An 18792-nucleotide genomic window follows, 5' to 3' on the forward strand; every position below is an offset into this window, starting at 1 on the left:
CGGTGATTCAGGTTGAGGGGCTGAGCAAGATTTACCGGGTTGCCGAGAAGCAGCCCGGCTTGGCCGGCACCCTGCGCCATTTCATCCGCCGCTGCACCCGGGACGTCACCGCGGTGCAGGACGTTTCCTTCCGGATTGAACCTGGGGAGATGGTGGGCTTTCTCGGTGCCAACGGCGCCGGTAAAACGACCACGCTCAAGATGCTCTGCGGCCTGATTCACCCCAGTGCCGGGGAGGTTCAGGTGGCCGGGCATCGGCCCCAGCGCCGGCAGGCGGACTTTCTGCGCCGGATCACCCTGGTGATGGGGCAGAAGCAGCAGCTGCTCTGGGACTTGCCGCCGATGGATTCGCTGCGGGTGAATGCGGCCGTCTACGGCATCCCCGATGGCGTGGCTCGGCGGCGGATCAACGAGTTGGCAGACCTGCTGGAGCTGGGGGAGGAGCTCACCCGGCCGGTGCGCAAGCTTTCCCTGGGCCAGCGGATGAAGGCCGAGCTGTTGGCGGCACTGCTGCACGAGCCGGAGGTGCTGTTCCTCGATGAACCGACCCTGGGGTTGGATGTGAATGCTCAGGCCCGGGTGCGTCAGTTTCTGGCGGAGTACAACCGCCGCACGGGGGCAACGGTGCTGCTTACCAGCCATTACATGGCTGACATCACGGCGTTGTGCTCTCGGGTGCTGTTGATTCATCAGGGGCGGTTGTTCCACGACGGCCCCCTCGAGGCGCTGGCTGATCAGCTGGCGCCGGAGCGGGAGGTGCGGTTGGAGTTGGAGTCGCCGGTGGCGCCTGAAGCCTTGGCTGGTTTGGGACGGTTGGAGTTGATGGAGGGGTGTGACGTGCGGCTGTTGGTGCCCCGCGATCAGCTCACGGCCGTGGTGGCCCAGCTGCTGGATCGTTTTGCAGTGCGCGATCTGGACGTGACCGATCCGCCGATTGAGGAACTGATCGGTGGCCTGTTCCGCCAGGGGCGCGTCTGATGCGGATCTTCGGCCTGAACCGGCGGATCATCCGGGTGCTGCTGGGCTCCCAGTACGCCCACATGCTCGAGTACCGGGCCGAGATTGCTCTCTGGGCTCTCTCCGGTGTGTTGCCGTTCATCATGCTCAGCGTCTGGAGTGGCAGCGATGCGCGCTCGGGGCTGGGGCTGGATGGGGTGGCCCTGGATCGCTATTTCCTCAGCGCTTTTCTGGTGCGCCAGTTCTCGGTGGTGTGGGTGGTCTATGCCTTTGAGGAAGACGCTCTTCTCGGCCGGCTTTCGCCCTATCTGCTGCAACCACTGCACCCACTCTGGCGTTATGTGGCGTCTCACCTGGGTGAGCAGCTCACCCGTCTGCCCTTCGCGGCCCTGATCGCTGCGGTGTTCTTTGCGGTGCAGCCCCAGGCCTTCTGGTTGCCGTCGTTGGAGGGCGTCCTGATGGCCTGGATCGCCACCTGGATGGCCTTTGCCATTGCCTTCCTGTTCCAGAGTCTGATTGCGGCCCTGTGCTTCTGGAGTGAAAAGGCCAGTGCCCTGGAGAGGCTCCAGTTCATTCCGTTTGTTTTTCTCTCTGGCTTGTTGGCGCCGCTCACGGCCTTCCCTCCGGCGGTGCGGGCTGTGGCCCAGTGGACACCGTTTCCGTATCTGATCGACTTTCCGGCTCGGGTGCTGGCGGGCCAGCCGGTGGATCTGCTGGCGGGCTTCGGGGCGCAGCTGGCTTGGATTGCCCTGTTGTTGCCGCTTGTGCTGCTGCTTTGGCGGGCCGGGGTGCGGCGCTACAGCGCCATGGGGGCCTGATGAGGCGGTACTGGCGAACCCTGTGTCGCTTCTGGGGCACAGCCGTGGCGGTGCAGTTGGAATATCAGGTCAACGTCTTGATCGAGCTGCTGGCGGTTGTGATGAGCCTCAGCGGCAGCCTGTTTCTGCTTTCGTTGTTCTATGGCTCCAATCAGACGTTGGGGGGCTGGAGCTGGGCCCAGGCCCTGATGGTGCAAGGGCTTTATACGGTGTTCGACGGCATGGCCAGCACCTGGCTGCGCCCCAACCTCGGCGCGATCGTCACCCACGTGCGCGAGGGCACCCTGGATTTCGTGCTGCTCAAGCCGATCGACAGCCAATTCTGGTTGTCGCTTCGTACGCTGTCCCCAGCGGGGTTGCCGGAAATCTGCCTGGGGCTTGGGCTCCTGCTCTGGGGCAGTCGCCAGGCCGCTGTGGAGTTCAGCCTGTCCTCCGTTTTCATCGTGCTGGTGATGCTGCTGGCCGGAGGCTTGATCCTCTATTCGCTCTGGTTTCTGATCGCTGCCACCAGCATCTGGTTCGTCAAAACCTGGAATGCCACCGAGGTGTTGCGGACGCTGTTGTCCTCCGGCCGTTATCCCCTCACCGCCTATCCACCAACCCTGCGCCTTGTGTTCACTGTGGTGCTGCCAGTGGCGTTTCTCACCACGGTGCCTGCCCAGGTGTTGCTCGGCGAGGCCGCCGTTCCGATGGTGTTGACTGGCTTGGGCTTGGCAGTGATGTTTTTTGCAGCGGCGCGGACTTTTTGGTTGTTTGCCCTGCGCTCATACACCTCAGCATCCAGTTGAGAGGACCTGCTAGGCGGATTGACGGTGAAGAACTGGAGGCAGCCCATCCTTTAAGGGGGGCGTGCCTGAGCGATTGAAGGGTCGGCATCAAGTGAACCTCTTGTCGTGGATGTGCTTTTGTGTGCGGTATGCGATAGATCGAGCCAATTCAATCGTTCCGATTGAGGTTCAGGGTTGAAATCAATGGGATAATTAATTTTGTCGGCAGCTGCCGTCTGCATTGAAGAGGTAGCCCTGTGCATATTCGCATCCCAATGATTCGAGAATGCGTTTCTGCTCGAATGTCTCAACTCCTTCTCCGATGAGAAACATGTTGAAGGCTTTGGACATGTCGATAATTGATTTGACCAATTCACTCCCTGACTCTTTGTTTAAATTTTTTGTGTATGAGCGATCAAGTTTTAGGCAGCTAAATGGTAATTTCCTCAAAAGCTCGATTGACGAATATCCCGTTCCGAAGTCATCAAGATAAAAGCTGACTCCATGGTCTTTTAATTTTGACATATGTGTCTTCGTGGTTTGCAGATCCTGAAGGAGTGCTGTTTCTGTGATTTCGATGCGGATCAACCCAGGGTTGATCGAACGATCTTCCAGGTTTCTGGTGAAAGTGTCAGGAAAGTTTGGTTCCAGGAATTGAAGTGGGCTGATGTTGATTGATATGTAGGTCTTGTTGCCAGGGCTTTGCTCTTTAATCTTGCTCTTGATATTGTCAAGGATTGATGTTGTGAGCAGACCGATAATGCCTGATTCTTCTGCGCATTCAATTAGATAGGGAATCGGCTTTTTGAGTGCTGGGCATCGAAACAGAGCTTCATGTCCCACAACGGTTGGGTGATGACTTAAAGCATTTCCACCCGAAAGTTCGACAATCGGTTGTAGGAGCAATCCAGTTTCTCCCGTTTCAATCATGTCTCTTAATTTTTCGGACGTATTTGCTTTTGACATAATGGCCGATGCCATTCCTTTCTCGTAAATGAAATAACGGTTGCGGCCGATTTCTTTGGCCTTATACAGAGCTATATCGGCTTTATCTAAAAGTGTTGATGCAGATTCTGAATTGGGGCTATCCAAGCAAATTCCGATGCTGCAGGTGTTGTTGGATCTGCATGCTTCAAGTTGATAGGGATGAGTAAGTCGTAAAAGCAATTTTTCTCCCATTGCTTTCACCCTCTCCATCACCAAGGATGAATCTTCCATAGGAAAGCGTGTGATGATAACGAATTCATCGCCTCCAAGTCGGGCGAGAAAGTCAGTAGGGCGCACACATGACTTGAGGCGATTGGCAAATTCAATGAGGAATTGATCTCCCGTGGTGTGGCCATGGGAGTCATTTAAAAATTTAAAGTTATCAACGTCGATCATGAAAACAGCAAGTCGATACTCTTTTCGCAGCAATCCTTTCGTTGATCTAGAGATTTCCTCCTCAAAAGCGGAACGGTTCATTAAGCCTGTAAGTGTGTCGTGGAATGCAAGGTGTTGGATGCTTTTTTGTTGCTCTTTCTCGCGAGTAATATCATTGGCCACAAGGGCAACGACGCTGGGTTTTTGATTAATGGCCTCAGTGACGACGGCTTCTATCTTTAGGAAGCATTCCTTTTTTGATCTTGTTTTAACGGCTTTAATTTCTGTCCCTATGGTTGAGTTGGTTTCTAGATTGCAAGTTTGATTACTCACATTGTTGAGAAATTTTCGAAATCTTCTGTGATCCTCTGGTGCTATAAACTGTTTCCACCATTCATTTGCCTCGCTCGGTTGATGTTGCTGCATCAGTGCCGTCGTGCTTGCAGAGATCTCCAGCAACATTCTCATCTTTAGCGAGAGTATCGATCGGTCATTGCTGATCTCCCACTCCCACCATCCGTCATTGGTGCCTTCAAAGGCTGAGCGCGTGCGTAACTGCGCTTCCTCAAGATCATCGATCAAGCTTGATATCTTTGAAAGCTTCTCTTTTTCACGTTTTAGCTGGTTCCTGCTGGTTAGAGCAAGTGCTCCAAAAGTTGGGATAAAAATTGTCCCAAATGCACTGAACAAAACCAACTCAATATTTCTCAGGTTTTTGCGATCGTCTCCGCTTCCGAGTGAATGTCCAGTCAGTGTTCCCAATTGAATATCCCGGTTGCTGATCAAGGCCCGCCCTGTGAAATTCTCTTTTTTAATGTCTGCAACGTCGGTGGGCATGTCTTCAAGACTGCATTCCGCGGGAACCCTGTTGTAGATTACCTCTGGTTTTTGATCTCTACTGGTTCGAGTGGCTATTGACAAGCTCTTGCCCTTGTTGTCTGTGACGACAAGGCAGGTGATGCTCGGATTTTCTCGCAGAAGGTTGATGAGATTATTGTCGATATTCGCGTAATCTTTTAGCAATACTGGGTTTTCAAGTTGTATTGCGATTCTATTGATTACATTCTGAAAGTCAATTTTTTGCTTTTTTTGCAATTGATGTCCAAGCCACGCATCAGATCCGATTGCGGCGATTGAAAGGCAAACGATTGGTATTGTAAATGGAGTTGATCTCCAGATAAAATTTTTGCATCTAACAGATAGCTGTTTGATGTTTATATTATGGCGAATCATTGGAGATATTGTTGCAGATTAAGCTCTTTTATGCTTGCGTAGTCTCTTGTGTAATTCGCTGGAATTGGATGAGTTAGTTGTGCACTCCTCAGCATTGAGGCATGCCTATCGTCTTGTCTTAGGTTGAGCCAGGCTTGTTGGATGTCTTGAACTTCACTGTTTGGAAGTTTTGTGGATGCTGAGAATGGGTGTGCTGGAAATTCCAGGGTTTCGGCAATAATTGTTAATTGTGATCGAAGATTCTCGTCTTCGCGCTGGTATGTCAAGAACACTCCGCCTCCAATGATGCTTGGATCAGTGGCTACGATTCGGTATACATTCTGATGCGTTTTGACATAGCGGACTGGTAAATCAATGCCATTGATGTCGAGATAGCTCTTATTCAGCAGTGATGCTCCAAAGGCGGTGCCAAAAGGTGCTACAAATGTTTCATTTTCTATGTCGCTTAACTGTTTAATTCCGCTGCTTTTGTTCGCCACAATGATTCCCTTGATGTGGCTTTTCTCGTCTCTTATGATGGGTTCATATTTGTCATTATGCTTTGATTGTTGAAAAGGGCACATGAAAGTGTAATCAATTTCTTCGGCTTCAATGGCGGCTAGATAGTCTACATTCGATTTGTGATGCTTGATCTCAAAGCAAACATTTGTTTGTTGCCCTATTTTGGTCAAAAGTGGCCAATATATTGAATGTATATCTGATGCCGTTAATCGGGGAATTGCCGCAAATATTCGTCGTTGGGCTTGAGTTGATGAACTGCCAGCGCAGTCCTGCTGTTTGATGAAGGTGTCTTTTTTGGTCTTGGATGAGAGTTGCTCATGTGTCGGCTGAGAGTTGTTCGACTTGCAACTTAAAAGGGCAAGCAAAACGATCAATGAAAGAACTATTTTCAATTGATCACTGCTTCTTTGTGGAATCTAGCTCGGTTTGGGGATGACCAGTATTGGATGGTTGTCTTTTTTTAGGGCTATCCCACCTGTGCTCTCTTTTTTTGTGGGAGGTGCAATGCTCTCTTCAGTGGTGCTTCGGCTGTTTGATTGTGCTGATTCAGTCTTGGCTTGTGGATCTGCTGGATCTTTTGCGCACTCCGTTTGGAGCGCTTCTTTTCATTCCGATCTATGCCTTGTGGGTCACTCTGCTGCTGCCGGGTGTCTGGGCTTCGATGCTGGCGGGGGTTTTGTATGGGCCTTGGCTTGGTAGCGCCGTTGTCTTCTTCGCTGCCTGCCTGGGGGCTGAAGTGGTGTTCCTGTTAGGTCGTCACTGGTTGCAGGGTTGGGTGCGCCAGCGGCTGACGCAATGGCCGAAGCTTCATGCAGTTGAGCAGGCTGTAAATCAGGAAGGCTTGAAGTTGGTTCTGTTGACCCGCTTGTCACCCGCCTTTCCCTTCTCGTTGCTGAATCTGGCCTATGGCCTCAGCGCTGTGTCCTTACGGGATTACAGTATTGGCTTGATCGGGATTCTTCCGGGCACGGTTCTGTTTTGCGGGCTCGGCGCCCTGGCCGGTGACGTTGCGCGATTTAATGATGTCCTTGCCGGTGAGGCTGATGGCTTCACCTGGGGTCTTCGTGTGATGGGTGTCGTGGCCACCTTGGCGGTGGTCTGGCTGGTTGGTCGTGCCGCCCGTCAGGCCCTTGATGATGGTTCCGGGGGTTGATGGGGCAGGTCGCGCAGGCTGGCGATCAGGACAAACCAGGCGAGCCGCAGCCGGGCTCCGATGCCCCGCCGTTGTTGTAGTTCAGCCAATTTGGCCCGTCCGCAGTCGGTTTTGATCCAGCGATGCAGAACAGGGGACGATGGGTTCATGGCTGCAGCATGGAGGTGAGGTCGGCTTCGCTGAGCACCGTCACCCCAAGGCCCTCGGCTTTGCTCAGTTTGCTGCCAGCGGCTTCGCCCGCCACCAGATAGTCGGTTTTCTTGCTGACGCTGCCGCTCACCTTGCCGCCGGCCGCTTCGATCAGCGCTTTGGCGTCGCTGCGGCTCAGGCTGGGGAGTGTGCCCGTGAGCACCAGGGTCTTGCCCTGCAGCACGCCGTCGGCGTCAGCTCCGGCTTGGCTGGCAGCCTTCTGCTCAGAGGCACTGGCTTCCAGGGTGAGGCCGACGCTTTGCAAGTCCTGCAGCAATTGTTCGTTGGCGGGAGTGCGCAGCCACTGCCCAAGGCTGGAGCTGATTTCCGGGCCGATGCCATGCAGTTCGGCGATCTGCTCCGGGGCCTCCAGCGCCGCTGCCGCGAGGTTGTCGATGCTGAAGAACTCGGTGGCGAGTGCTTTGGCGTTGACCTCACCGATGTGGCGGATGCCGAGGCCGTAGAGCTGGCGGTGCCAGGGCTGCTGCTTGGAGGCCTCCAGGGCCTTCACCAGGTTGGTGGCCGATTTGTTGCCCATCCGATCCAGGCTGGCAAGCAGGGCTGCATCCAGGCGGTAAAGATCGGCCAGCGAGCCCACCAGTCCGCGGTCCACCAGCTGTTCGATCAACTTGCTGCCGAGGCCATCCACATCCAGGGCGCCCTTGCTCACCCAGTGCCGCAGGCCACCCCGCAGGATCGCCGGGCAGCTGCTGTTCACACAACGGGTTGCAGCTTCATCGCCCTCCCGCACCAGGCTGGAGCCGCATTCCGGGCAGTGCTGCGGCAGTTGCACCGGGGTGGCGTCGCTGGGCCTCAGCTCCGGCAGCACCCGCACCACTTCCGGAATGATCTCCCCGGCTTTGCGCACCACGATGGTGTCGCCCAAGTGCAGATCCAGTTCAGCGATCCGATCTGCGTTGTGGAGGGTGGCGCGGCTGACGCTGGTGCCGGCCAGGGCCACCGCTTCGAATTCGGCCACGGGGGTGATCGCACCGGTGCGGCCCACCTGAGCACCAACGCGGAGCAGACGGGTGGGGGCTTCTTCGGCCGGGTATTTGAGGGCGATGGCCCAGCGCGGGGCCTTCTGGGTGAAGCCGGCTTCGTCCTGCAGCTGCAGGTCGTCCAGCTTCACCACCACGCCATCGGTGGCATAGGGGAGGTCATGGCGACCCTGCTCCCAGTGGTCGCAGAAGCGTTGGATGGCAGTAAGGTCTTCGCAGAGTTCCCGGTTCGGGTTCACTCGGAAACCGGCCGAGTTCAGCCATTCCAGAGCCGCCCATTGGCCGGGGGGTTGGGCGCCACCCGGCAGGTGCAGGGTGTAGGCGAAGAAGTCGAGCCGGCGGGCGGCCACCACTTTCGGATCCAGTTGGCGCAGGGTTCCGGCGCAGGCGTTGCGGGGGTTTGCGAACAGCGCTTCGCCCCGTTGTTCCCGTTCGGCATTGATCGCCGCGAAGGTGGCATCAGGGATGAAGGCCTCTCCTCGCACTTCCACCCATTCCGGTGGGTTCTCCATCTGCAGCCGCAGCGGTATGGAACTGATCGTGCGCACATTGGCGGTGATCTCTTCACCGCGGCTGCCATCACCCCGGGTGGCGGCCCGTTCCAGGACCCCGTCGCGGTAGCTCAGTGCGAGGGCGTTGCCGTCAATCTTCAGTTCCCCCACCAGGGGCAGGCGAGTGTTGCTGGGACGGTCCAGCACCTTGAGCAGCCGTTCGTGCCAGGCCTGCAGGTCGTCGCGGTTGAAGGCGTTGTCGAGGCTGAGCATGCCCACGCGGTGCTCAACGCTGGTGAACCCCTCCGCCGGAGCTCCACCCACCCGCTGGGTGGGACTGTCGGACCGTTGCAGGTCCGGATGGTTCTGTTCCAGCTCGAGCAGTTCGCGATAGAGGCGGTCGTAGACCGCGTCCTCCATCACCGGAGCATCAAGAACGTAGTAAGCGTGGCCGGCACGGTTGAGCAGCTGCCGCAGTTCCGCGGCCCGCTCGTGCGGATCAGCCATTGACCTGGTTGATGCGGGCAATGCGCCAGTTGTCGTCCACCTTTGTGAAGGTGAAGTCGAGGGGGAGCTCTTCGTCGCCTTCGGACTTCAATTTCACGGTGAGAATCAAGTTGCCTTCCTGCACGCGGGGGCGGCCGGACTTGAGGTTGCGGAACTTGTTCAGCTTGAGGCCTGCCAGGAAGCGGATGAACTGCTGGCGGCTCACGTGCTGCCGGTAAGCCTTGGTGGTGAGCAGATAAGCGGCATCGATGCGGCCGGCAGCCACCTGGGTGAAGAACTGCTTGATCAGGGGGTTGATGCCGCGGGCGTCGAGCACCAGCTTCACGGCGTTGTAGATCCAGTACCCCAGCAGGGTGGCTCCCCCGGCCAGCAGAGCTTTGCTGCCGATGTCACGCACTAGTCCCAGTTCCATCACCAGCTCTCAAAGCAGGGCCGAGTCTGACTGACCACGGCAAGATGGCGCTGATTCGGATCTCCTCCCCCCGTTCTGTGCCTTTGCAGCCCCTGCTGCCGTTGTTTCATCGCCTCAACCGGGAGCATTTCGGCGGCGCTTTGGTGGATGGGGGTCAGCCGTTGACGGCGGTGCGTTGGAGCGATGGACGGATGAGCCGCACGGCGGGGTTCTACCGCCGGGGTCCCGGGGTGGGTGAGGGCCGGGGCAGCGAGATCGTGCTGTCGCGTCCGGTGCTCGAGCCGTTGCCGCAGAGCGCCACGGAAAGCACGCTCTGCCACGAGATGATCCATGCCTGGGTGGATCTGGTGCAGCGTCGCCGCGAAAGCCACGGGCCGCTGTTCCGAGCTCGGATGGCTGCCATCAATGCGGCTCAGAGCCGGTTTCAGGTGAGCATTCGCCACAGCTATCCGGTGCCGCCCAGAACGCCGCGTTGGCTGGCGGTCTGTCCCCGTTGCGGCCGTAGTACCCCCTGCCGGCGGCGAACGCGCAATGCTGCCTGCCGCTTCTGTTGCATTGAGCACTTTCACGGCCGCTGGGATGCCAGCTGCGTGCTCAGGTACGTGGAGGCGGAGGGCTAGATGGAGGTGTTCTGGCTGTCTCTGGAGTGCGGCGGTGTGGTGATTGTGTTGCTGGGATTGCGGCGGGAACAGTGGTTACGCCGCCGCCGTCGGTAACGTCAGGGGATGGAGGAGCATTTCGACCGGTTGGATCGGTTCCGTGATCAGCGGGATCGCCGTCTCGACCAGTTCTTGGAAACTGGACGTCAACTTGTGGATGGAGTGTCCGGTCGTCGTCCTGGACAACGCCCCGGGCAGCGGCGCTCCGGTTTGGATCTCGATTCGGTGGGCCGCTGGGTTGGCGAAAAAGTGGAGTGGCTGCTGGAAGAGGACGACGACTGGCAGGAGCCTTGGCAAGAGGCTGGCCGTGGCCGCCCAGAGCCTGCGCGTTCGATGCGCTCTGCCCGGCGCCCCCTTGAGGCGATCTCCCGCCGTAGGCGACGCGGAGCCTCAGCTCAGGTTCCAGCGCCAACAGCCACGCCGACTGTGGCTCAGGAGTTCAATTCCGATCCAGGGGAGTGGCCGGAGGACGACAGCTTCCGGGTGCAGCGCTGGTCACGCTCGGGCCAGCCGGCAGCCCGTCCGGAGCCCGAAGCCGCCCCCAATCCAGCGGGCTATCGACGGGCCTTGCCGCGGTCCAGCCGCCGCCGGGCCGATTAACGGCTGGCGTGAAGTGAGCGCGGGCTGACCCGGTAGCGGCAGCCTCGTTCAGCCAGCTGGTGGTTCACATCGTCGAGCAGCTCTCCGGGCATCTCTTCCGCCATCTGGTCGGCCGTGGCCGTGATGGAGGGAGATCCCACCTGGAGGGCTTCCAGCAGTTGGGTCCACTGCTCCACTTGGAGGCTGCGGCTCATGGGTTCATACCCCTTTTTTTCCAGCAGCTGGCTGCAGACGGAGCGGTTCCAGAGCACGGTGCGTCCCTGGCCATGGGGGCCGGTCTGCATGGCGGCATTGGCGTCGAGGGCGCTCTGGGTGGGGCGTCCGCGACGGTCACGCCAGCCTTGATGCTCAAGGGTTTTGCCGCAGTGAATTGCCGAAATGCCGTAGATCCGACCGAGGTCGGTGAGGCTGAGCCAGGAGGTGGTGGCAGCCATGACACGGTGACCCGAAGTGCTCACATCTTCCTGACAGCACAACTAAAGGCAAGTTGTCAAGAGCAAATCCCAACAAACCCGCAGGATTGTTCATGAATTTTGTTGAAATTCCTGGCGCAGCGTGGGCCCAAGCCAGGTTTCGAGTTGCGGGCTGAACACTTCGCGAATCACGGTGAGGGCCTTGCCCTGGCGGAAGAAGCGGTAGTGGCGGCTCCAGTAGGGGCCGCGATGGCCAAAGGTCTGGTCGAGCCACTCCCCTTCCACCAGCGCCAGGCCATCCACTTCGCGGAACAGCTCAGAACGCCCTTCAGTGAGGCTTTTCCAGATCGGTTGGTTGCGGTCTCGCAAATGCCAATCCGCTTCGGCTTGGTTCCACCAGCTTTCGGCCCAGGCCAGCGGAGTACCGCCGCAGGTCAGCCACACCTGGCGGCGCAGCAGGGGGGCCATCAGTTCCTTCACTTCCTCGGGTGCCCCGGGATGGTCGACTGGGTCGGCCTCCATGGCGATCAGATCCACGGCCACCGGTGAACCGGTGAGCAGGCGCAGGTGGCGAGTCGGGCTGCCATCCCCCAGCAGCATCAGCCTCCAGGGGCCGGGGAGTTGGCGAGGCCCCTCCGCCGAGAGCACCGCCGCGGTCGGGGCTTGCCAGAGCTGGCGCGGTGATGGATGAAGTTGCGGGTTTGGGTTCAGAAGAGCCCTCCCACCGAGAGGGTTTGGCTCAGGCCGTTGCGGCTGATCACGGCACCGCTGTCGGTGACGGCGGTGAGGGTCCAGCCGCTGCTGCCGATGGCATCGCCGATGCCGGCGGACACCGATCCCTGCCCCAGCTGAAAGATGGCTGAGCTGGTTCCACCGGGGCCCTGCACAATGCCGTTGAGTTTAGGAGTGCTCTCGATTGGAGCCGGGGTTTGATCGCTGGTTTGGGACTCAACTGGCAACGGCTGCTGGATTGGCAGGGTCAGGGGCTCCAGGCTCTGGATCGCCACTGCAGCGTCCACAGGTGTCGCCCTTTCTTTGGAGCGGGCCTCCTGGGCCGTGAGTTGGTCGCGCAGCCGTTCGATCAGGGCAACGTTTTGCTGTCGTTCCAGGTCCAGGCGAGAGCGTTGCAGGCTGTTCACCACCCATCCGCTGCAGATCACCCCGGCGAGGGCGACGCCACTCATGAGTGGCAGCAGCCAGGGGGCGGCAGAGCGACGGTCCGGGACCGCCGCGGCTGGCTCATGCACATCAACATCCACTGGCACCAGGTGTGGCTGGGCGGGGGGCGTGGCCGTCTCACGCTCAAACACCTGGTCCATCACCTGCTCGGCACGCAGATTCCAGTAAGCATGTGAGGTGGGAACCCGGGCTGACACTGCAGGCACTTACAGGGCACCAAAGTTATCGAGCTTCTGCGGTCGGGGCGAGGGGTTGGTGTTGCCTGTTCTGCAGTTCCAGCCACATCAGCAGGGCTGTGATGTCGGCCTTGCTGACGCCGGGGATTCGGCTGGCCTGACCCAGGGTGGTGGGTTGAATCGCCGTGAGCTTTTCGCGGGCTTCGTTCGAGAGGGTGCCGATATCCGTGTAGTTCAGATTGTCAGGCAGCTTTCGCTGGCTCTGGCGTTTCACTTGATCGATCTGCTGTTGCTGTCGCTGTAGATAGCCGCTGTATTTGATGTCGATCTCAGCCCCTTCGCGCACCGGTAGAGCCAGGTCGGCATCGGCCAGGCCATGGCGCACCAAATCGGCGGCGTGCATGCCCGGTCGGCGCAGAAGGTCGGCCAACGTGATGGAGCCCTTGATCGCTGCACCGGTTTCCTGCTCCACCGCCGGAGCCACCGGATCGCTCACCTTGAGCCGCACAGTTTCCAGCCGTTGCTTTTCGCTCTCCAGGGCTTGGAGTTTGTCTTCGAACAGCTGCCAGCGGCGGTCATCAATCAGGCCGAGCTCACGGCCCAGGGGCGTCAGCCGGCGGTCGGCGTTGTCACCTCGCAGGATCAGACGGTATTCGCTGCGGCTGGTGAGCACGCGGTAGGGCTCGCGCAGGTCTTTACTCACAAGATCGTCGATCATCGTGCCGATGTAGCTGCCTTCGCGGGGGAAGTACACCGGCTCCTGGCCGCCGACCATGCGAGCGGCGTTGACGCCGGCCACCAGGCCCTGGGCGGCAGCTTCCTCGTAGCCTGTGGTGCCATTGAGCTGGCCGGCGCTGAACAAACCGCGCACCAGCTTGGTTTCCAGGGATGGCTTGAGCTGGGTGGCGGGCAGGTAGTCGTAATCCACCGAATAGGCCGGCCGCAGCATCACCGCTTGCTTCAGGCCCGGCAAGCTGCGCAGCAGTTGCAGTTGGATCGGTTCCGGCAGGCCGGTGGAGAAACCCTGCACATAGATCTCCGGCGTGTCACGCCCCTCCGGCTCCAGGAAGATCTGGTGACTGTCCTTGTCTGCGAAGCGAACGATCTTGTCTTCGATGGAGGGGCAGTAGCGGGGCCCTTTGCTGTCGATCACACCGCCGTAGATGGCGGTGAGGTGCAGGTTGTCGCGAATCAGCTGATGGGTTTCGGCTGTGGTGCGGGTGATGTGGCAGCTCATCTGCTCACCGCTCACCCATGCAGCCGGGTCAAAGGAGAAGAAGCGGTCCGCCGCATCGCTGGGCTGCTCCTCCAGTTGATCGAGGGCGATGCTGCGGCGGTCCACCCGGGCAGGGGTGCCGGTTTTGAGCCTGTCGGTCTGGAAGCCGAGGTGCTGCAGCGCTTCGGTGAGGCCTTCGGCGGCCTGTTCGCCAGCGCGGCCAGCGGCCATCGATTGATGCCCCACCCAGATGCGGCCTCCAAGGAAGGTGCCGGCGGTGAGGATCACAGCGTCAGCGCCATAGACGCTGCCGAAATAGGTGCGGATTCCGCTGATGCGTTGCTGATCGCCTTCACCGCTGGTTTCCAGCCCGGTCACCATGGCTTCGCGCAGGGCGAGGTTGGGGGTGTGCTGGAGCAGTTGCAGCATCTGCCTGGAATACAACCGCTTGTCGGTTTGGGCGCGCAGGGCCCAGACGGCCGGGCCGCGGCTGGCGTTGAGGATGCGCTTCTGGATGGCGGTGGCATCGGCCAGGCGTCCGATCACGCCACCGAGGGCATCCACTTCATGGACGAGCTGGCTTTTGGCCGGGCCGCCGACGGCAGGGTTGCAGGGCTGCCAGGCGATTCGATCGAGATTGAGGCTGAACAAGGCGGTGTTGAGTCCCAGCCTTGCGGCAGTGATCGCCGCTTCACAACCGGCGTGGCCGCCGCCGACCACGATCACGTCGAAGGATTCGGTGGGGGCTGCGGAGAAGCTCATGGCTTCATTATCTGAGTTGGTTCAGGCCGCCAGGTTGCGGAAGCGGGTGAACTGGGGCTCGAACAGCAGCTTCACCGTGCCCACAGGGCCGTTGCGGTGCTTGGTCACGATCACTTCGGTGATGCCGCGGTCGGGGGTTTCCGGGTTGTAGTACTCATCGCGGTAGATCATCAACACCAGATCGGCGTCCTGTTCGATCGAGCCCGATTCCCGCAGGTCGCTCAGCATGGGGCGCTTGTTGGTGCGTGCTTCCACGCCGCGGCTCAACTGCGAAAGGGCAATCACCGGCACGTTCAGTTCCCGGGCCATCTGCTTCAGGCCCCGGGTGATGCGCGACAACTCCTGCACGCGATTGTCGGAGCCCGAGCCTTCCATCAACTGCAGATAGTCGATCATCACCAACCCCAGCTCCTTGCCCTGTTCCGCCATCAGCCGACGGCACAGTGAGCGCATCTCCAGCACGCCGGAGTTGGGTTTGTCGTCAATGAAGATCGGCAGTTGCCCCAGGCTGTTGATGCCCTGGCCCAGCAGCGGCCATTCCTCCTGTTGCAAACGTCCAGTGCGCAGCCGCCCCGCTTCAATGCCCACCTCCATCGAGAGCAGGCGGTAGGTGAGCTGTTCTTTGCTCATCTCCAGGGAGAACAGGCACACCGGCAGGTCGTGCAGCTGCGCCACGTTCTTGGCCAGGTTCAGCACGATCGAGGTTTTGCCCATGGCCGGCCGGCCGGCCACGATGATCAGGTCGCTGCGTTGCAGACCCTGGGTCATCGCATCCAGGTCGTAGAAGTTCACGGGGATGCCGGCCACCGAGGTGCCCAGCGAGCGACTTTCGATCTCCTCAAATGTCTGGGTGAGGATCTCGGCCGTGGGGGTGAGGCCTTTGGAGGGTTTCTCCTGGCTGATGGCAAAGATCTTCTGTTCCGCCTGGTCCAGCACCTGCTCCATGGGCAGGGTCTGGTCAAAGCCCAGCTGGATCACTTCGTTGCCGGAGCGGATCAGCTGGCGTCGGAGGAACTTGTCCATCACCAGTCTGGCCACCTGCTCGATTGAGGCGGTGGACGGAACCCGCTCCACCAGCTCCACCAATCGGCTGTTGCCTCCCACCTTCTCCAAGGCGCCGGTGTCGGCCAGCCAGGCGCTCATGGCGGTGAGATCCGTCGGTTTGCCCTGACCATGCAGCATCAGGGCGGTGCGGAAGATCTCCCGGTGGGCGTTCAGATAAAACGCTTCCGGCTGCAGAACATCGGCGACACGACCGATAGCATCGGGATCCAAAAGAATGCCACCCAGGACAGCTTCCTCGGCCTCCAGGTTCTGGGGCGGAAGCGAATCAGGCAGAGCCTCGAAATTGGGCTCGTCATCTCGACGGCCTTTGCCAAATCCACGGCGTCCCCCATCGTTGTTCTCTGGCAGGGGGACGCTCACCATGGCGGCAGGGCGCGAAGCAAAGGGATCACACTCTGGCTCGGATGAGCCATTTGAGTGTCATTTGACAGGGATCAGTAGCTGACCACTTCCAGGTTGATTTCAGCGGTAACTTCGCTGTGCAGCTTGACCGAAACGGTGTATTTGCCGGTGCGGTGGATTTCAGGCACCACGATGTCGCGGCGATCGATGTCCTTCTTGGTGGCTGCTTCGATGGCCTCGGCCACATCACCATTCGTCACGGTCCCGAACAGCACGTTGTCTTCACCGGTCTGCTTCTTCACGGTGAAGCGTCCAATGGTGGAGAGAGCTGTTTTGAAGTCAAGGGCTTGCTGTTTCAGCGCTGCCTGGCGTTCAGCTTCCTTGGCCCGGCGGTGCTCAACCTGCTTCATCACCGCAGGGGTGAGGGGCACAGCCTTGCCGAAGGGTAGGAGGAAATTACGGGCGTAACCCGGAGCCACCTCCACCAGGTCGCCGTCCTTGCCGAGGCTGAGGACGTCCTCATTCAGTACGACTTGTACACGCTTAGGCATGGGACCGGAACGAAGGTTGGAGACGGGTGCGATCGACCACGTTACGACGTGGCCTGTTGTCGAAGCTTGTCTGGAGCCTCAGGAGGCGCCGGGGACGTAGCGGGCTGTGCGGATTCGGCTGGCCAGTCCAAGGCGCTTGAGCAGTCGCACATGTTGCCAGGTGAGATCGAATTCAAACCAGCGCAGTCCATGGCGGGCACTTGCCGGATGGGCGTGGTGATTGTTGTGCCAGCCTTCTCCGAACGAAAGCAGCGCCACCCACCAACAGTTACGGGACAGATCCGGGCAGTCGAAATTTCGGTAGCCGAAGGCGTGGGTGGCTGAATTGACCAGCCAGGTCACGTGGTACACGACCACAAGGCGAAGAGGGATGGCCCACAGCACAAGTCCAAGGCCACCACCGTGGACCTGAGCAGCTTCACCGAACCAGTAAAGCCCCAACCCGAGGGGGATTTGCAGAAGCAGGAACCACCGGTCAAGCCAGCGATAAAAAGGATCGCACTGCAGGTCACCGGCGTAGCGGTCGAGTTCCTTCAGGGCAGGGATGTCATGCAGCATCCATTCGCTGTGACTCCACCACAAACCTCGACCAGCGTCGTGGTGATCAATCGGCTGGTCGGAAAAACGATGGTGATGGCGGTGGAGTCCGACCCATTCGATCGGACCGCTCTGGCAGGCCAGGGTGCCCATCAGCACCAGGATGCGCTCAACCCACACCGGCACCACCAGGCTTCGGTGCGCCACCAGACGGTGCAGGCCCAGGGTGACGCCTAGCACCGTCATCCAATAGAGAACGCCGAAGGCCACAACGCCCTGCCAGCTCCAGAAGCGCGGCAGCAGCGCCACAGTGGCGAGCACGTGCATCACCAGCATGAAACTGGTGGTTCCCATTTTGAGTTTGCGCTGACGCGCTGGCAGGGGGTCGCGCGGTGCCATCACCGCGGCCCGCTGCCGAAGCTCACGGGTATCAGCTGTTTGCGAGGAAACCAAACGGATTCTCCTGGGTTTGACAAGGCCGCTCAGACAGGAAAACCAGGGAGCGGATGGTGCCGTTAGTGACAGAAATCTAAAGGAGTTGCCGCATCGCAGCGGCTTCCCAGGTTTTGAATGCTGGTGTTGGCCAGGGTTTAGGACGGCATGACATCCGTCAGACAAGTGGTGGTCAGTGCGTTCGCAGATGATCTGATCGACGCGGTAGCGCTGAATCAGGCAGATCTCGCTTCAGCGAGGACGGCGGCGGTGGGGCAACGCTTGCAACGCGTGTTGGAGGCCCTGGCGGCGGAGCGCGTCGGAACCCAGCACTTTGCCTCGCTCACTGGCTACGGCCACGGGGATCAGGGGCGTGAGGTGGTGGATCGGGTGTTTGCCCGGGTGCTGGGGGCCGAAGCTGCGGCGGTGCGCCTGCAATTTGTCAGCGGCACCCATGCCATTGCCGCAGCGCTGTTCGGGGTGCTGCGGCCCGGTGATCGTTTGTTGTCCATCACCGGACGTCCCTACGACACCCTCGAGGAGGTGATCGGTCTCCGTGGAAGGGGCCAGGGCTCCCTGGCGGAGTTTGGGGTTGCCTACGACGAAATTGACCTGCAGCCGGACGGGTTGGTGGACGTGGTGGCGTTGAGCCAGGCCCTGGAGCAACCCTGCCGGATGGTGCTGATCCAGCGAAGTTGTGGCTACAGCTGGCGTCCATCGGTCATGATCGATCAGATCGCGGAGCTGTGTGAGCGCATCCATGCTTGCCAGCCTGACTGTGTTGTCTTCGTGGACAACTGCTACGGCGAGTTGGTGCAGGATCAGGAGCCGACGGCCGTCGGGGCGGATCTCATCGCTGGATCCTTGATCAAGAACCTTGGCGGCACCATCGCCCCCACCGGTGGTTACATCGCCGGCCGCAGGGATCTGGTGGAGCAGGCCTGCTGCCGGCTTACAGCCCCGGGGATCGGTAGTAAGGGCGGCACGGGATTTGATCTGCAGCGATTGGTGCTGCAGGGGCTGTTTCTGGCACCGCAGATGGTGTCGGAGGCCTTGATCGGCGCGGATCTGGTGGCAGGGGTGTTTGAGCGGCTGGGCTTCCCCGTGAATCCAGTGCCCGGGGCCGTACGCAGCGATTTGATTCAGGCGGTACAGCTGGGCAGTCCGGACGCCCTCAAAGTGGTGTGCCGTGCTTTCCAGGCGATGTCACCGATCGGGGCCTACCTCGATCCGGTGCCTGCCTCGATGCCCGGCTATGCCTCGGATCTGGTGATGGCCGGGGGAACGTTCATCGACGGCTCGACAAGTGAATTTTCGGCCGATGCGCCGCTGAGGGACCCGTTCAACCTTTATGTGCAGGGAGGCACCCATCGATCCCACATCCGCTTGGCCCTGTGCCGTGCGTTGTGTGACCTGGACGCGGCAGGACTGATCAATCTCCCGCAAACTGGTACAACCTGAAATTGTGTC

General features: G+C 59.7%; 19 protein-coding genes. 7 read left to right on the top strand and 12 right to left on the bottom strand.

Features of this window, described 5'->3' with window-relative positions:
- The first annotated feature begins 2 nt into the window (after positions 1-2).
- From KR52_RS03030 to KR52_RS03040, 3 genes are read left to right on the top strand one after another with little or no spacing between them, the layout of a single operon-like run.
- Positions 3-977: an ATP-binding cassette domain-containing protein gene (locus tag KR52_RS03030; protein ID WP_038552301.1), complete on the top strand. Its 975-nt coding sequence runs from the start codon at positions 3-5 to the stop codon at positions 975-977.
- Entirely contained in the window at positions 977-1774 is a 798-nt protein-coding gene (locus tag KR52_RS03035; RefSeq protein WP_038552303.1) for an ABC-2 family transporter protein, read from the top strand. The genes KR52_RS03030 and KR52_RS03035 overlap by 1 nt, the downstream gene beginning before the upstream one ends.
- Positions 1774-2562 (top strand): ABC transporter permease, encoded by a 789-nt coding sequence (locus KR52_RS03040; protein ID WP_038552306.1) that lies wholly within the window; start codon positions 1774-1776, stop codon positions 2560-2562. Before KR52_RS03035 ends, KR52_RS03040 begins: the two co-directional genes overlap by 1 nt.
- 192 nt (positions 2563-2754) lie before the next feature.
- Here KR52_RS03040 and KR52_RS03045 read toward each other — a convergent pair whose 3' ends face one another.
- Complete coding sequence (locus KR52_RS03045) at positions 2755-5136, bottom strand: bifunctional diguanylate cyclase/phosphodiesterase (RefSeq protein ID WP_084221932.1); 2382 nt, start codon at positions 5134-5136, stop codon at positions 2755-2757.
- The gene (locus tag KR52_RS03050) at positions 5133-6029 is read right to left on the bottom strand and encodes a phosphate/phosphite/phosphonate ABC transporter substrate-binding protein (RefSeq protein WP_216725534.1); all 897 of its coding nucleotides are present in this window, start codon (positions 6027-6029) and stop codon (positions 5133-5135) included. Before KR52_RS03050 ends, KR52_RS03045 begins: the two co-directional genes overlap by 4 nt.
- Before the next feature lie 140 nt (positions 6030-6169).
- Here KR52_RS03050 and KR52_RS03055 point away from each other — a divergent pair, with 140 nt between their 5' ends.
- The gene (locus KR52_RS03055) at positions 6170-6790 is read left to right on the top strand and encodes a TVP38/TMEM64 family protein (RefSeq protein ID WP_038552314.1); all 621 of its coding nucleotides are present in this window, start codon (positions 6170-6172) and stop codon (positions 6788-6790) included.
- Here KR52_RS03055 and KR52_RS03060 read toward each other — a convergent pair.
- Genes KR52_RS03060 through KR52_RS03070 form a run of 3 tightly spaced genes read right to left on the bottom strand, consistent with a single transcriptional unit; the run spans position 6760 to position 9390 of the window.
- The gene (locus KR52_RS03060) at positions 6760-6939 is read right to left on the bottom strand and encodes a hypothetical protein (protein WP_038552316.1); all 180 of its coding nucleotides are present in this window, start codon (positions 6937-6939) and stop codon (positions 6760-6762) included. The genes KR52_RS03055 and KR52_RS03060 overlap by 31 nt on opposite strands.
- The gene (ligA, locus tag KR52_RS03065) at positions 6936-8978 is read right to left on the bottom strand and encodes an NAD-dependent DNA ligase LigA (protein WP_038552319.1); all 2043 of its coding nucleotides are present in this window, start codon (positions 8976-8978) and stop codon (positions 6936-6938) included. Before ligA ends, KR52_RS03060 begins: the two co-directional genes overlap by 4 nt.
- Positions 8971-9390 (bottom strand): hypothetical protein, encoded by a 420-nt coding sequence (locus tag KR52_RS03070; protein ID WP_038552322.1) that lies wholly within the window; start codon positions 9388-9390, stop codon positions 8971-8973. The genes ligA and KR52_RS03070 overlap by 8 nt, the downstream gene beginning before the upstream one ends.
- 44 nt (positions 9391-9434) lie before the next feature.
- Between KR52_RS03070 and KR52_RS03075 the strand changes: the two genes are divergently transcribed.
- On the top strand, positions 9435-10010 hold the full coding sequence (locus KR52_RS03075) for a SprT family zinc-dependent metalloprotease (RefSeq protein WP_038552324.1): 576 nt from the start codon (positions 9435-9437) through the stop codon (positions 10008-10010).
- 105 nt (positions 10011-10115) lie between these two features.
- A complete protein-coding gene (locus tag KR52_RS03080) occupies positions 10116-10649 on the top strand; it encodes a hypothetical protein (protein WP_038552327.1) in 534 nt (177 codons plus the stop codon).
- Here the strand turns inward: KR52_RS03080 and KR52_RS03085 are convergent.
- The 7 genes from KR52_RS03085 to KR52_RS03115 form a co-directional block, all read right to left on the bottom strand.
- Positions 10646-11083 carry a hypothetical protein gene (locus KR52_RS03085; protein WP_038552330.1) on the bottom strand — a complete coding sequence of 146 codons (438 nt, stop codon included), beginning with the start codon at positions 11081-11083 and terminating at the stop codon, positions 10646-10648. The genes KR52_RS03080 and KR52_RS03085 overlap by 4 nt on opposite strands.
- A gap of 90 nt (positions 11084-11173) precedes the next feature.
- On the bottom strand, positions 11174-11773 hold the full coding sequence (locus KR52_RS03090; protein ID WP_173402237.1) for a chorismate lyase: 600 nt from the start codon (positions 11771-11773) through the stop codon (positions 11174-11176).
- Entirely contained in the window at positions 11770-12447 is a 678-nt protein-coding gene (locus KR52_RS03095) for a pilus assembly protein PilZ (RefSeq protein WP_253912438.1), read from the bottom strand. Before KR52_RS03095 ends, KR52_RS03090 begins: the two co-directional genes overlap by 4 nt.
- Positions 12448-12463: 16 nt before the next feature.
- Positions 12464-14395: a tRNA uridine-5-carboxymethylaminomethyl(34) synthesis enzyme MnmG gene (gene mnmG, locus KR52_RS03100; protein ID WP_038552335.1), complete on the bottom strand. Its 1932-nt coding sequence runs from the start codon at positions 14393-14395 to the stop codon at positions 12464-12466.
- A gap of 21 nt (positions 14396-14416) precedes the next feature.
- Complete coding sequence (gene dnaB, locus KR52_RS03105; protein ID WP_038552338.1) at positions 14417-15823, bottom strand: replicative DNA helicase; 1407 nt, start codon at positions 15821-15823, stop codon at positions 14417-14419.
- Positions 15824-15894: 71 nt separating this feature from the next.
- On the bottom strand, positions 15895-16353 hold the full coding sequence (gene rplI / locus KR52_RS03110) for a 50S ribosomal protein L9 (RefSeq protein WP_038552340.1): 459 nt from the start codon (positions 16351-16353) through the stop codon (positions 15895-15897).
- A gap of 78 nt (positions 16354-16431) precedes the next feature.
- Positions 16432-17289, bottom strand: a complete 858-nt coding sequence (locus KR52_RS03115) for an acyl-CoA desaturase (protein ID WP_371257702.1) — start codon at positions 17287-17289, stop codon at positions 16432-16434.
- A gap of 201 nt (positions 17290-17490) precedes the next feature.
- On the opposite strand from KR52_RS03115, the gene KR52_RS03120 reads away from it, so the two are divergent.
- Positions 17491-18783: a methionine gamma-lyase family protein gene (locus KR52_RS03120; RefSeq protein WP_038552344.1), complete on the top strand. Its 1293-nt coding sequence runs from the start codon at positions 17491-17493 to the stop codon at positions 18781-18783.
- Positions 18784-18792 lie beyond the last annotated feature (9 nt).

It is taken from the genome of Synechococcus sp. KORDI-52 (assembly GCF_000737595.1).
Lineage (GTDB): Bacteria > Cyanobacteriota > Cyanobacteriia > PCC-6307 > Cyanobiaceae > Parasynechococcus.

Coding starts and splice junctions, on each gene's coding strand:
- KR52_RS03035 (WP_038552303.1), top strand. CDS start 977: ATGCGGATCTTCGGCCTGAACCGGCGGATCATCCGGGTGCTGCTGGGC.
- KR52_RS03040 (WP_038552306.1), top strand. CDS start 1,774: ATGAGGCGGTACTGGCGAACCCTGTGTCGCTTCTGGGGCACAGCCGTG.
- KR52_RS03045 (WP_084221932.1), bottom strand. CDS start 5,136: ATGATTCGCCATAATATAAACATCAAACAGCTATCTGTTAGATGCAAA.
- KR52_RS03060 (WP_038552316.1), bottom strand. CDS start 6,939: ATGAACCCATCGTCCCCTGTTCTGCATCGCTGGATCAAAACCGACTGC.
- ligA (WP_038552319.1), bottom strand. CDS start 8,978: ATGGCTGATCCGCACGAGCGGGCCGCGGAACTGCGGCAGCTGCTCAAC.
- KR52_RS03070 (WP_038552322.1), bottom strand. CDS start 9,390: ATGGAACTGGGACTAGTGCGTGACATCGGCAGCAAAGCTCTGCTGGCC.
- KR52_RS03075 (WP_038552324.1), top strand. CDS start 9,435: ATGGCGCTGATTCGGATCTCCTCCCCCCGTTCTGTGCCTTTGCAGCCC.
- KR52_RS03080 (WP_038552327.1), top strand. CDS start 10,116: ATGGAGGAGCATTTCGACCGGTTGGATCGGTTCCGTGATCAGCGGGAT.
- KR52_RS03085 (WP_038552330.1), bottom strand. CDS start 11,083: ATGGCTGCCACCACCTCCTGGCTCAGCCTCACCGACCTCGGTCGGATC.
- mnmG (WP_038552335.1), bottom strand. CDS start 14,395: ATGAGCTTCTCCGCAGCCCCCACCGAATCCTTCGACGTGATCGTGGTC.
- dnaB (WP_038552338.1), bottom strand. CDS start 15,823: ATGGTGAGCGTCCCCCTGCCAGAGAACAACGATGGGGGACGCCGTGGA.
- rplI (WP_038552340.1), bottom strand. CDS start 16,353: ATGCCTAAGCGTGTACAAGTCGTACTGAATGAGGACGTCCTCAGCCTC.
- KR52_RS03115 (WP_371257702.1), bottom strand. CDS start 17,289: ATGGCACCGCGCGACCCCCTGCCAGCGCGTCAGCGCAAACTCAAAATG.
- KR52_RS03120 (WP_038552344.1), top strand. CDS start 17,491: ATGACATCCGTCAGACAAGTGGTGGTCAGTGCGTTCGCAGATGATCTG.